The organism is Streptomyces sp. NPDC030991, from assembly GCF_055571235.1.
Genome location: NZ_JBVIFR010000016.1, coordinates 21,315 through 33,942, shown reverse-complemented (window position 1 = coordinate 33,942; position 12,628 = coordinate 21,315). Strand labels below are relative to the sequence as shown.

The 12,628-nt window shown below is 70.8% G+C and carries 13 protein-coding genes; 8 read left to right on the top strand and 5 right to left on the bottom strand.

Annotation, left to right across the window (positions count from 1 at the left end):
* Positions 1-78: 78 nt before the first annotated feature.
* Positions 79-831 (top strand): alpha/beta fold hydrolase, encoded by a 753-nt coding sequence (locus tag ACZ45E_RS27280; RefSeq protein ID WP_468225184.1) that lies wholly within the window; start codon positions 79-81, stop codon positions 829-831.
* A 9-nt stretch (positions 832-840) separates the two neighbouring features.
* On the opposite strand, the gene ACZ45E_RS27275 is transcribed toward ACZ45E_RS27280, so the two are convergent.
* Complete coding sequence (locus tag ACZ45E_RS27275) at positions 841-1,440, bottom strand: class I SAM-dependent methyltransferase (protein ID WP_468225183.1); 600 nt, start codon at positions 1,438-1,440, stop codon at positions 841-843.
* 216 nt (positions 1,441-1,656) lie between these two features.
* Here ACZ45E_RS27275 and ACZ45E_RS27270 point away from each other — a divergent pair, with 216 nt between their 5' ends.
* Genes ACZ45E_RS27270 through ACZ45E_RS27250 form a run of 5 tightly spaced genes read left to right on the top strand, consistent with a single transcriptional unit; the run spans position 1,657 to position 6,496 of the window.
* On the top strand, positions 1,657-2,430 hold the full coding sequence (locus tag ACZ45E_RS27270; protein WP_468225181.1) for an MHYT domain-containing protein: 774 nt from the start codon (positions 1,657-1,659) through the stop codon (positions 2,428-2,430).
* Positions 2,431-2,471: 41 nt separating this feature from the next.
* Positions 2,472-4,979 carry a sensor histidine kinase gene (locus tag ACZ45E_RS27265; RefSeq protein ID WP_468225178.1) on the top strand — a complete coding sequence of 836 codons (2,508 nt, stop codon included), beginning with the start codon at positions 2,472-2,474 and terminating at the stop codon, positions 4,977-4,979.
* Positions 4,976-5,413 (top strand): roadblock/LC7 domain-containing protein, encoded by a 438-nt coding sequence (locus tag ACZ45E_RS27260; protein ID WP_468225176.1) that lies wholly within the window; start codon positions 4,976-4,978, stop codon positions 5,411-5,413. The genes ACZ45E_RS27265 and ACZ45E_RS27260 overlap by 4 nt, the downstream gene beginning before the upstream one ends.
* A gap of 29 nt (positions 5,414-5,442) precedes the next feature.
* Positions 5,443-5,907, top strand: coding sequence for a DUF742 domain-containing protein (locus tag ACZ45E_RS27255; protein ID WP_468225532.1), 465 nt, complete (start codon positions 5,443-5,445; stop codon positions 5,905-5,907).
* Positions 5,888-6,496, top strand: a complete 609-nt coding sequence (locus tag ACZ45E_RS27250; protein ID WP_468225174.1) for a GTP-binding protein — start codon at positions 5,888-5,890, stop codon at positions 6,494-6,496. Before ACZ45E_RS27255 ends, ACZ45E_RS27250 begins: the two co-directional genes overlap by 20 nt.
* Positions 6,497-6,508: 12 nt before the next feature.
* Here the strand turns inward: ACZ45E_RS27250 and ACZ45E_RS27245 are convergent, their stop codons facing one another.
* Positions 6,509-6,937, bottom strand: a complete 429-nt coding sequence (locus ACZ45E_RS27245; protein WP_468225172.1) for a PPOX class F420-dependent oxidoreductase — start codon at positions 6,935-6,937, stop codon at positions 6,509-6,511.
* A gap of 120 nt (positions 6,938-7,057) precedes the next feature.
* Here ACZ45E_RS27245 and ACZ45E_RS27240 point away from each other — a divergent pair, with 120 nt between their 5' ends.
* Together ACZ45E_RS27240 and ACZ45E_RS27235 are read left to right on the top strand one after the other, a co-directional pair.
* Positions 7,058-7,480: a roadblock/LC7 domain-containing protein gene (locus tag ACZ45E_RS27240; RefSeq protein WP_468225170.1), complete on the top strand. Its 423-nt coding sequence runs from the start codon at positions 7,058-7,060 to the stop codon at positions 7,478-7,480.
* Positions 7,481-7,625: 145 nt separating this feature from the next.
* A complete protein-coding gene (locus ACZ45E_RS27235) occupies positions 7,626-8,498 on the top strand; it encodes a DUF6397 family protein (RefSeq protein ID WP_468225168.1) in 873 nt (290 codons plus the stop codon).
* Here ACZ45E_RS27235 and ACZ45E_RS27230 read toward each other — a convergent pair.
* The 3 genes from ACZ45E_RS27230 to ACZ45E_RS27220 all read right to left on the bottom strand — a co-directional run bounded on the left by ACZ45E_RS27230 (position 8,478) and on the right by ACZ45E_RS27220 (position 12,491).
* Complete coding sequence (locus ACZ45E_RS27230; RefSeq protein WP_468225166.1) at positions 8,478-9,026, bottom strand: tetratricopeptide repeat protein; 549 nt, start codon at positions 9,024-9,026, stop codon at positions 8,478-8,480. The genes ACZ45E_RS27235 and ACZ45E_RS27230 overlap by 21 nt on opposite strands.
* Positions 9,023-9,895, bottom strand: coding sequence for an acyl-CoA thioesterase (locus ACZ45E_RS27225; protein WP_468225164.1), 873 nt, complete (start codon positions 9,893-9,895; stop codon positions 9,023-9,025). The genes ACZ45E_RS27230 and ACZ45E_RS27225 overlap by 4 nt, the downstream gene beginning before the upstream one ends.
* Before the next feature lie 82 nt (positions 9,896-9,977).
* Positions 9,978-12,491 carry a DEAD/DEAH box helicase gene (locus ACZ45E_RS27220; protein WP_468225162.1) on the bottom strand — a complete coding sequence of 838 codons (2,514 nt, stop codon included), beginning with the start codon at positions 12,489-12,491 and terminating at the stop codon, positions 9,978-9,980.
* Between the last annotated feature and the right edge of the window lie 137 nt (positions 12,492-12,628).

Sequence of the window (12,628 nt, the reverse complement as noted above, 5' to 3'; positions counted from 1 at the left end):
ATCGTTGACGTAGTACTACGTGACCGATGTATGGTCTGCGCAAAGAATGCAGGCGGGGATGCGCACGAGGAGGACGTCATGCGGCAGGCACAGTTCGACGCGCGGGGAAGTCTGATCCGGTGGACCGAGGTGGCGGGCGAGGAACCCGCGCGCGTCTACGTCCACGGCCTCGGATCGGCCTCGACGGTGTACCACGCGCACATCGCGGCCCGGCCCGAACTGGCGGGTCGCCGCTCGCTGTTCGTGGATCTGCCCGGGCACGGCATCAGCGATCGCCCCGCCGACTTCGGATACACCCTGGAGGAGCACGCCGACGCGCTGGCCGCGGCGCTGGACGCGGCGGGGGTCAGCGGCGCCGAGCTCGTCGGTCACAGCATGGGCGGTGCGGTGGCCATCGTCCTGGCGCATCGGCGGGCCGACCTCGTCTCGCGTCTCGTCGTCACCGAGGGGAACCTCGACCCGCAACCCCCTTCCACGGCGGGCAGCAGTGGGATCGCGAGCTACGAAGAAGGCGCGTACGTGACGGGAGGCGGCCACGCGCGCGTGCTCGCGAAGGTCGGCCCGCTGTGGGCCGCCACCATGCGCCTCACCGACCCGCTCGCCCTGCACCGCTCAGCCGTGGGCCTGGTGCGCGGCACGCAACCCACGATGCGGCAGATGCTCACGGACGCCAAGGTCGACCGGGTCTATCTCCAGGGCGTACGCACCGGGGAACTAGTGGGCAAGGAAGACCTGTCGGCCGCCGGAGTCCGGGTGGTCGATGTGGCGGACGCGGGGCACAACGTCATGTTCGACAACCCGGACGCCTTCGCGGCGGCCGTCAGGGGATAGCCGGCCGGCTCAGCTCTCGCGTACGGCCAGCGCCAGGAAGCGCGCGTCCTCGTCCGCGTACGAGGTCATGCGCCAGCCCGAACCGGCCAGCAACGGCCGCAGATTGGGCTCGGCCCGTAGATCCTCGGGGGTGATGTGCCGCCCCTGGCGCGCGGCGAGAGCCCTGCGCCCGATCGGATGGAAGAGCGCGAGCAGTCCGCCGGGCCGCACCACGCGCGCCAGTTCCCGCAGGTTCTCGGCCGGTTGCGGGAGATGGGAGACGAGGCCCGCCCCGAACACCGCGTCCAGCGCCCCCGTGCGCAGCGGCAACCGTCCCACGTCCGCGTGGAGCAACTGCCCCGCACGGTCCCGTCCGGCCCGCGTGGCGGCCTCCAGCATGGCCGCCGTCAGGTCGGCTCCGAGCACCACCCCCGAAGGCCCCACGGCCGCCCGTAGCGGCGTCAGCGCGCGACCCGTGCCGCACCCCGCGTCGAGCACCCGGTCGCCCGGGCGCAGCCCCAGGGCGGCGACCGCCGCGGCATAGGCCGGACCGTCGTCGGGAAAGCGGGAGTCCCAGTCGGCGGCCCGGGCCGCGAAGAACTCCTGCACGCGTGTGGGGTCATCGCTCATGTGCTCCATGATTGCGCAGCCCCGCCGCCGGGTGGAACGACACGAACGAGGGAAGCGCGGTCGAAAGCTCCTTGTCCGAACCGAAAGCGTCGCATGCGCGTGCGGTGCACATGTTCGAGCCTGATGCGATCGTTCAGAAAGCATCTCCGCCAGATTGCGGCAGCTTTCGAAATGCGCCCCGGTGGTGCGCCCCCATCAGGACTAGCTTCCCGGGCCATGGGACACCTGGACCACGCCGCATTCGGCTGGCTTACCCCCGTGCTGTCGTACGCCATGGCGTGCATCGGCGCCGCGCTCGGACTGCGCTGCACCGTACGCGCGCTGGGTGCCACGGGACGGGCCCGCCGCAACTGGCTCATCACGGCGGCCTCCGCCATCGGTACCGGCATCTGGACGATGCACTTCGTCGCGATGCTCGGATTCGGCGTCAGAGGCACCGAGATCCGCTACCACGTGCCCTTGACGATCCTCAGCCTCGTCGTCGCCGTGGTCGTGGTCGGCGTCGGGGTCTTCGCCGTCGGTCACGGCCGAGACCGGGGGAGCGCCCTCGCCGTCGGGGGCCTCACGACCGGACTGGGCGTCGCCAGCATGCACTACCTCGGCATGGCCGCCCTGCGCCTGCACGGCCGCGTCGACTACGACCCGCTCCTGGTCACGCTCTCCGTGGTCATCGCCGTCGTCGCCGCGACCGCCGCTCTGTGGGCCGGGCTCAACATCAAGTCACCGGCGGCCGTCGCGGTCGCCTCCCTGGTGATGGGTGGCGCCGTGAGCAGCATGCACTACACCGGGATGCTCGCGGTGAGCGTGCGCGTCGCGCCCTCCTCCGCCGCGCTGCCCGGGGCGACGGCGATGCAGTTCATCTTCCCGCTCGCCGTGGGGCTCGGCTCCTACCTGTTCCTGACATCGGCGTTCGTCGCGCTCTCCCCGACCGAGGGCGAGCGGGGGCCCGCCGCCGCGGCCCCGCCGCCCGTCGAGAGCCTGACCCGTTGACGGACCGTGCCACCCGCCCCAGACCCCGGATCGAGGAGGCCATGCGCCCGCCACGTGCAACGCCCGGTTCCGGCCCGCCGCAGATATCCGCGCCCTCTCCGCGCGGACGTCGCGCGCACGCCGGGCCGCCCGCCGAAGAGGACACCGAGTCGGACGAGACAGGGGTGACGACAGCCCGAACCATGCCGCCCACGCGCGTGGGCGCCGGCCATCTGCGTCCCCGCACCATCCGGGCGAAGATCATCTGCCTCCTCATGGTGCCCGTCGTCTCCCTCCTCGCGCTGTGGGCCTACGCCACCGTGAGCACCGCGCAGGACGTCGCACGGCTCACACAACTGCGGCGCGTCGACGCCTCGGTCCGCGAACCCGTGACCGCCGCGGTCACCGCCCTCCAGACGGAGCGCACGGCCGCGGTCGGATACGCGACGGACCCCGCCCCCGAGCGCGGCGACGACCTCAGGAGACTCGCGGCCGCCACCGACCACGCCGTCGCGGCCCTGCGCCTCGGCAGGGACAACACCGTCGCGGACGGCGCGGACCTGCCCCACGCGGTGGCCGGACGGCTCGGTGCCTTCGTCGGCGACGCCGAAGAGCTGCGCACGCTGCGCACCGCCCTGCTGGAACGGCGCGCGGGCTGGGACACCGTGTACGGCCAGTACACGAGGACCATCGGCCGCGCCTACGCGGTGAGCGGAGCACTGACCGGCATACAGGACAGCCGACTCGGCTCCGACGCGCGCGTGCTGCACGAGTTCGGCCGCTCCGCCGAGATGCTCTCCCGTGAGGACGCCGTCGTGACGAGCGCCCGGCTCGCCGGAACACTGGACAGCGAGCGGCTGCGGCTGCTCACCGGTGCCGTCGACACTCGCAGGGCCCTCGCCGACACGGCCGCCGCCGATCTGCGCGGGCCCGAACGGGCCGCCTGGCGCCACCTGGTGGAGGGGAGCGCGTACAGCGACGTACGCGCCGTCGAGGACCGGACGCTCATCGCGCGGCCAGGACGCCAGGCGCTCGCCGCGGCCCCCGCCGGGACGTGGGACACGGCGCACACGGCCGTGCAGGACGGCATGCGCGCCATCGCGTCCGACGCGGCGCGCGGCGCCGCCGGCCGGGCCGATCCGTTCGCCCGGGGACTCCTGACGCCCGCGGGCGCGGCGGTGCTGTTCGGCCTCGTCGCCGTCGCCGCCTCGCTGATCATCTCCGTGCGCATCGGACGCGACCTCGTCGTCGAACTGGTCGGCCTGCGCAACACCGCACTGGAGATCGCCGGCCGCAAACTCCCGCACGCCATGCGGAAACTGCGCGCCGGTGAGGAGATCGACGTACAGGCGGAGGCGCCGTCGGGGCCGAGGGCCGACGACGAGATCGGCCAGGTCTCCGAAGCGCTCACCACCGTGCACCGCTCGGCCCTGCGGTCCGCCGTCGAGCGTGCCGAACTGGCCGGCGGCATCTCCGGTGTCTTCGTCAACCTCGCCCGCCGCAGCCAGACCCTCGTCCACCGGCAGCTCGGCCTCCTGGACACCATGGAGCGCCGTGCGGAGGACCCGAACGAACTCGGTGACCTGTTCCGCCTCGACCACCTCACGACTCGCATGCGGCGCCATGCCGAGAGCCTCATCATCCTGTCCGGAGCCGCGCCCGGCCGGGCCTGGCGGAAGCAGGTCCCGCTGACCGACGTCGTCAGGGCCGCCGTCTCCGAGATCGAGGACTACGCGCGCGTGGAGGTACGCCATCTCGCCGCCGTCGGCGTGACGGGTGCCGCGGTCGCCGACCTCACGCACCTGATGGCCGAACTCGTCGAGAACGCCACCCAGTTCTCACCACCGCACACCAAGGTGCGCATCAGTGGCGAGCCCGTCGGCAACGGATACGCGATCGAGATCGAGGACCGCGGCCTCGGCATGGGCAAGGAGACCCTGGCCGAGGCGAACGACCGCATCAAGCACTCGGAGGCCCTCGACCTGTTCGACAGCGACCGGCTGGGCCTCTTCGTGGTCAGCAGGCTCGCCAATCGGCACGACATCAAGGTACACCTGCGTACCTCGCCGTACGGGGGCACCGACGCGGTCGTCCTGCTGCCCACTTCCTTGCTGGACAAGGACAGTGCGCCGCAGGAGAGCGGCGAACCTTCCCCGTCCGAACAGGAGCGCCGCTACGCGCGCGTGCCCGAGCCCGAGGCAGCGCCCATGAACGGCAACCCCGTCCCCGCACCCGCCCCCCGCCCCGCACTGTCCCCCTCGCCGGGCCCCGGCCCCGAGGAGACGCGACACCCTCCGGGCGTCACCGCTCTGCGACTACACCGAGAACCGGCCGCGGAGCAGGACGAGGAGCCACCGGGGGACGGCCTCCCGCGCCGGGTGCGCCAGGCCAGCCTCGCGCCTCAGCTGCGCGAGCGCCCCGACACGCGGGCCCCGCTCACGCGCGCCCACGAGCCGGGCGAACGCACCCCCGAACAGGTCCGGGCCCGTATGACGTCCTTCCGGGACGGCTGGGTCAGGGGCGGCGGACGCCCGCCCGGCAGCGACAGCAGCGAAGGAGACCCGACATGATCAAGGACCCGACCACGGGCACGGCCCGCGGCTCAGGTGAACTCGACTGGCTCCTTGACGACTTGGTGCTCCGTGTACCCGAACTGCGCCATGTCGTCGTCCTGTCCAACGACGGTCTGGCCGTCAGCGCGTCCACCGGGCTCGGCCGGGAGGACGCCGAGCACCTGGCGGCTGTCGCCTCCGGGTTCAACAGCCTCGCCAAGGGGACAGGGCGACACTTCGGCACCGGCGGAGTGCGGCAGACGATGGTCGAGATGGATGACGGCTTCCTCTTCGTGGCCGCCGCGGGCGACGGTTCCTGCCTCGCCGTCCTGAGCACCGTCACCGCAGACATAGGACTCGTCGCCTACGAAATGGCGCGCCTGGTCAAGCGGGTCGGCGAACACCTCTACACAGCGCCCAGGTTCGCCGGACAGCCGCCCACCGCGGGCTGACGGAAACGGCCGACCCCATGGACGAGGAGATGTTCGAAGAGACGTACCGGGACGCGGCAGCGCACGACAGTGGCCCCCACCAGGGGCACGAGACGCGCGGCAGCCCCCACGAGCAGGGCAGTCAGTGGTTCGACAACGAGGCAGGACCCCTGGTCCGGCCCTATGCGCTGACGGGCGGACGGACCGCGGCGGGTCCCCAGGCGGCGCGCTTCGACCTGATCGCCCTGGTGTCGCTCGACCCCGCCGCGCCCGCCGCCGATGACGACACCGCCCTCGGGCCCGAGCACCGCTCGATCATCGAGCTGTGCCGGACCGAGACGCAGACGGTCGCCGAACTCGCCGCCGACACCGACCTGCCCGTCGGGGTGGTCCGGGTGCTCCTCGGTGACCTGCTGGAACTGGCCTGCGTCAAGGTCAGCAGGCCGGTGCCGCCGGCCCGACTACCGGACGAGAAGATCCTGAGAGAAGTCATCGATGGACTGCGAGCACTCTGACTCCACGGCTACCGGCGAGTCCGCCGACCTGGCCCTGAAAATCCTGGTCGCGGGCGGATTCGGGGTAGGCAAGACCACCCTGGTCGGCGCGGTCAGCGAGATCCGTCCCCTGCGCACCGAGGAACAGCTCAGCGAGGCGGGCCAGGCCGTGGACGACACGGCTGCCGTGGAGCGCAAGACCACCACGACCGTCGCCATGGACTTCGGCCGCATCACGATCAGGTCCGGTCTGTCGCTCTACTTGTTCGGCACCCCGGGGCAGGACCGCTTCTGGTTCCTGTGGGACGAACTGTCCCAGGGAGCACTCGGCGCCGTCGTCCTCGCGGACACCCGACGGCTCGAGGACTGCTTCCCCGCCGTGGACTACTTCGAGCACCGGGGCATCCCGTTCGTCGTGGCGGTCAACTGCTTCGCGACCGCCAGGGCGCACGGTGCGCAGGACGTAGCACGAGCACTCGACCTCGACCGCGGGACGCCGGTGGTGCTCTGCGACGCGCGCGACCGTGACTCCGGTAAGGAGGTGCTGATCAGGCTGGTCGAGTACGCCGGGCGGATGCACACCGCCCGGCTGCTCGACTCGGTCGGCTGAGTAACGGCCGGCTCAGTCGGCGACGTCACCCATGGCCACGACCTTCTCGACCCGTACGCGTACGAGGAGTTCGCCCGGTACGGCATTGCGCCGGCCGAACTCCTCGGCGCGGTCCGCACCCATGTACCGGCCGCCGATCCGGGTGGCCGAATCCAGCAACTCGGCCGGGTCCTCACTGAGTTCGACGCGGCCCTGGATCGTCACGAACGAGAACGGCGGCCGCTCGTCATCGACGCACAGGGCCACCCGCCCGTCACGCTCCAGATTGCGGCCTTTGACCGTGTCCTTACCGGTGTTGAACACGATGTCGTCACCGTCCAGCACGAACCAGACAGGTGCGATGTGCGGGCTTCCGTCGGCCCGCACCGTCGACAGCTTCGCGGTGCGGGTGCCCTCGGAGACGAAGGTATGCCATTCCTCATCGGTCATCTTGTGTGCCATGAGTCCATCCTGCTTGCCCGGACGCCGACCGTGGGGAAGGCTGGCGAGAGAGATCCTCCGGGCAGGGGAGCGGTCCCCTCCGGGGCACTGGGGAGCCAGAGGAAGCGGGGAGACGGGATCATGGTGCAGAACGCAAGACTCGGGTGGCTGCTGGACGACCTGACACAGCGCGTCGAACATGTGCGGCACGCGCTGGTCCTGTCCAACGACGGCCTCGTGACCGGGGCCAGTACGGGCCTGCGCCGTGAGGACGCCGAGCACCTCGCCGCGGTCTCCTCCGGCCTGCACAGCCTCGCCAAGGGGTCGGGTCGGCACTTCGGCGCCGGAGGTGTGCGCCAGACGATGATCGAGTTCGACGACGCGGTGCTCTTCGTCACCGCCGCGGGCGACGGCAGCTGCCTGTGTGTGCTCAGCGCCGCCGAGGCCGACATCGGTCAGGTCGCCTACGAGATGACCTTGCTCGTCAGCCGGGTCGGGGAACATCTGGCCGTCGACGCCAGACAACCCGATAGGACTAACGTGATCGACCCTGAGCTGCGGTAACGCCGGAGATCGGCGCGCGCTCGGCAGAGTTATCCACAGGCTCGGACGCGAATCTCCGCTGCGGGCTACGGTTTTCCCGAGCGGTCACGGAGTGTGACCGCAGGTCATCGACCGACGGGGGAGAACCATCGTGCAAGGCTCCATCATGACCAGGCCCCAGGGCAGCGCGGCCCGCGAACTGGGGTTGAAGCGAAGCGAGTTCGACCTCGCCGTACGCCTCGGCCGGATCCGTACGGTCGCGGCGTCGGACGGCGGCCGCCGCCGCGTGCCCCACGAGGAGATCGAGCGGATCCGCGACACCGAGGGCTTCCCCGACGCGCTGCGCGAGCAGGTCAGGGTCGTGGGGACCGCGGAGGGCGCGCTCCTCATGGACATCCCACCGACCCGGTTCACCCGCCTCGCCCGCGCCGGTCTGCTCATCCCGGCCAAGTTCTACCTCAACCGGTACCGGACGGTGGTGTGGCTCTACCTCGCCGCGGAACTGCGGGAGTTCGCGGCCTCCGAGCTCCACGCGCCGCTCCTCACCGGCCGTGCGCCGGCCAAGATGCGCGCCCGCCTCTCGGCCGGTGAGGATCTCAGGCCGCGCCGGTGGCGGGCACGGCACGCGGGCTATCTGCTGGGACAGAGCCGCGATCCATGGGACCGGGCCGCCGCGATGGCCACGCTCCTGGACCCGGCCGAGCTCGCCGAGCTCGTCGAGAACCCGTACGAGCGCGCCCACCTGCGTCGGCTCCGACCCGAGGAGTCCTGGTACGGGGCGCCCGATTCGCCGACGGCCCAGGTCGTCGAGCGCGTCCTGATCGCCGACGACCCGGACGAGATCAGCTGGCTGCGGGCGAACCTTCTGCTGAGCCTGGCGGAGGCGCGGCGCCTACGACCCGCTCCGCGGCCCACGGTGCCGGAAGCAGCAGCCGTACCGGTGGCCGGGCCCGGGACCGAGAGCGCACCCGATCCACAGCTCGTGACCGTCGAAGCGGCACGCGGACTGTGGGGGAGGCTATTCGGCAGACGGGGCTGAAGCGCGGCCGGGCCGCGTGGCGCCCTCCACCGCGTCCAGGTCCTGGGCGTAGTGCTCGATCGCCCGCCGGTACCCCACGATGTCCGGATCGGCGCTGGTCCCGGCCACCACCGTGAGCAGCAGCCGCATCCCGTCGTGCGCACGGCCCACGTTGTACAGCGCCATCGCCAGGAACGTCTTGAGCGCGTTGTCGGCCGGGAACTCGGCGGTCGCGTCGCTCAGCGTCGTCACCGCCTCCGCGTACCGGCCCAGCGTGCGGTAGGTGCTGCCGAGACCGAGCAGCGCGCCCCTGCGCTCCTCCTCGCGGAGCCCGGTGCCGGAGAGCGCACCGACGTAGTGCTCGACAGCCTCGGCCTCGAGACCGAGCGCGTCGTGGACCCAGGCGGTCTGGTAGGCGACCCGGGCGTCGTCGGGATACCGGTCACGGAGGGCGAGGAGCCGCGCACGCGCCTCCTCGCGGTGCCCCGACTCCCGCAGTCGCACGGCCTGTGCGAGCAGCGTGTCGAGGTCGCCGACCGGACCGGTCACCCTTCGAGCTTTCGGAACAGCCCCTCCTGGACCACGGAGACGAGCAGCCGCCCCTCGAGGTCGTAGATGCGGCCGCGGGCCAGCCCCCGGCCGCCCGTCGCGATCGGCGACTCCTGGTCGTAGAGGAACCACTCATCGGCACGGAAAGGACGGTGGAACCACATGGCGTGGTCGAGCGAGGCCATATCGAAGCCGCGCGGTCCCCAGAGCGGTTCGACCGGCAGACGCACCGCGTCGAGCAGCGTCATGTCGCTCGCGTACGTCAGCGCGCAGGTGTGCACGAGCGGGTCGTCACCCAGCGGGCCGACGGCGCGCATCCACACGGCGCTGCGCGGCTCGGCGGACTCGACCTCCTCGGGGGTCCAGCGCAGCGGGTCGACATACCGGATGTCGAAGGGCTGGCGGCGCGCCATGCGCTCCAGCGCCTCGGGCAGGGCGCCGAGATGGCCCTTGATCGCGTCGGCGACCGTCGGCAGCGACTCCGGATCCGGTACCTCACGGGCCGGCGGCAACTGATGCTCGAAGGCCCCTTCCTCGGGCTTGTGAAAGGAGGCGGTGAGATTGAAGATCGTGCGACCCTGCTGGACGCCGGTGACCCGGCGGGTGGTGAACGAGCGGCCGTCACGGACCCGTTCGACCTGGTACACGATGGGCACGCCCGGGCGCCCCGGACGCAGGAAGTACGCGTGCAGCGAGTGCACGGGACGGTCGCCCTCCGTGGTGCGTCCCGCGGCGACCAGGGCCTGGCCGGCGACCTGCCCGCCGAAGACCCGCTGCAGGGACTCCTCCGGACTGCGTCCGCGGAAGATGTTGACCTCGATCTGCTCCAGGTCGAGCAGGTCGACGAGCCGCTCCGCAGGATTCGTCATGCGTGGTTCTCTCTCGTGTGCGCGGCCGGACGACTCCGGCGCGTGGACGCGGGCGGACACGACCGTCCGCCCTGTCCTGGATCTACAACTGACCGACGTCCGTGACCCGGACGATGGCACGGCCTTCGGTATCGGAGGCTACGAGGTCGACTTCGGCGCTGATGCCCCAGTCGTGGTCGCCGTTGGGGTCGGCGAAGGTCTGCCGCACCTTCCACAGCCCGTGCTCAGGGTCCTCCTCGATCATGAGCAGCTTGGGGCCGCGAGCGTCGGGGCCCGTGCCGAGGTCCTCGTACTCGTCCCAGTACTTGTCCAGGGCGTCACCCCAGGCGTCCGCGTCCCAGCCGGACTCGGCGTCCAGCTCGCCCAGCTCCTCGACGTGGTCGAGGGCGGCGAGTTCGACGCGGCGGAACATGGCGTTGCGGACGAGGACACGGAAGGCCCTGGAGTTCGCCGTGACCGGCTTGACCTGGTCGGCCTTCTCCTGTGCCTCCTCGGCCGTCATCACCTCGGGGTTGGCGAGCTGCTCCCATTCGTCCAGGAGGCTGGAGTCGACCTGGCGCACCATCTCGCCGAGCCAGGCGATGAGATCCTCCAGGTCCTCCGACTTGAGGTCGTCGGGCACGGTGTGATCGAGGGTCTTGTACGCGTTCGCCAGGTACCGCAGGACGATGCCCTCGGTGCGCGCGAGTTCGTAGTAGGAGACGAACTCGGTGAAGGTCATCGCCCGCTCGTACATGTCACGGATGACGGACTTCGGCGACAGCGGGTGGTCGCCGACCCACGGATGGCTCGTCCGGTACGTGTTGTACGCGTGGAAGAGCAGATCCTCCAGCGGCTTCGGGTAGGAGATGTCCTGGAGACGCTCCATCCGGTCCTCGTACTCGACCCCGTCCGCCTTCATCAGGGCGACGGCCTCGCCGCGCGCCTTGTTCTGCTGGGCGTGCAGGATCTGCCGCGGGTCGTCGAGCGTGGACTCCACGACCGACACCATGTCGAGCGCGTACGACGGCGACTCCGGGTCGAGCAGGTCGAACGAGGCGAGGGCGAACGTCGACAGCGGCTGGTTCAGCGCGAAGTCCTGCTGCAGGTCGACGGTCAGACGCACGATGCGGCCCGACGCGTCCGGCTGGTCGAGCTTCTCGACGATGCCGCCGTCCAGCAGCGAGCGGTAGATCGCGATGGCCCGGCGGATGTGCCGCAGCTGCGCCTTGCGCGGCTCGTGGTTGTCCTCCAGCAGCTTGCGCATCGCCTCGAACGCGTTCCCCGGGCGGGCGATGACCGACAGGAGCATGGTGTGGGTGACGCGGAAGCGGGAGGTCAGCGGCTCGGGGTCGGAGGAGATCAGCTTCTCGAAGGTGCTCTCCGTCCAGCCGACGAAGCCCTCCGGGGCCTTCTTGCGCACGACCTTGCGGCGCTTCTTCGGGTCGTCGCCGGCCTTGGCGAGCGCCTTCTCATTCTCGATGACGTGCTCGGGTGCCTGCGCGACGACGAAACCGGCCGTGTCGAAACCGGCGCGCCCGGCGCGTCCGGCGATCTGGTGGAACTCGCGGGCGCGCAGTGTGCGGACGCGGTTGCCGTCGTACTTGGTGAGGGCGGTGAACAGCACGGTACGGATGGGGACGTTGACACCCACGCCGAGGGTGTCGGTGCCGCAGATGACCTTCAACAGACCGGCCTGGGCGAGCTTTTCGACGAGGCGGCGGTACTTCGGCAGCATGCCGGCGTGGTGGACGCCGATGCCGTGCCGTACGTAACGGGACAGGTTCTGGCCGAACTTGGTGGTGAAGCGGAAGTTGCCGATCAGCGCGGCGATCTTGTCCTTCTCCTCGCGCGTGCACATGTTGATGCTCATCAGCGCCTGGGCCCGTTCGACGGCCTGCGCCTGCGTGAAGTGCACGATGTAGACCGGCGCCTGCTTCGTCTCCAGCAGTTCGGTCAGGGTCTCCGTCAGCGGGCTGAGCCGGTACTCGTAGGAGAGCGGGACCGGGCGGGTCGCCGAGCGGACCACCGAGGTCGGACGGCCGGTGCGCCGCGTGAGGTCCTTCTCGAACATCGAGACGTCGCCGAGCGTGGCCGACATCAGGATGAACTGTGCCTGCGGGAGCTCCAGCAGCGGGATCTGCCAGGCCCAGCCGCGGTCGGCCTCGGCGTAGAAGTGGAACTCGTCCATGACGACCTGGCCGATGTCGGCCCGCGCGCCGTCCCGCAGCGCGATCGACGCGAGGACCTCGGCGGTACAGCAGATGACGGGCGCGTCCGCGTTCACCGACGCGTCGCCGGTCAGCATGCCGACGTTCTCGGTGCCGAACAGCTTGCACAGCTCGAAGAACTTCTCGGAGACCAGTGCCTTGATGGGAGCCGTGTAGAAGGTGACCTCGTCGCGGGCGAGGGCCGCGAAGTGCGCGCCGGCCGCGATCATGCTCTTGCCGGACCCGGTGGGCGTCGAGACGATCACGTTCGCCCCCGACACCGCCTCGATCAGCGCCTCCTCCTGGTGGGGGTAGAGGGTGAGACCGCGCTCCACGGCCCACGACTCGAAGGCGTCGTAGAGGGCGTCCGGATCGGCGGTCTTCGGAAGCTGATCGATAAGGGTCACGTCACCATCTTGCCTGCCTTCCGTCCCGATCAGGGAATCGGATGCCCGTACGAAGATCACGAACGCTACGCTGAGTCGCCGACGGAGCGTCAGGACGCGCACGGCCCGACGGGGGCAACTGGACGTCGACACAAGAA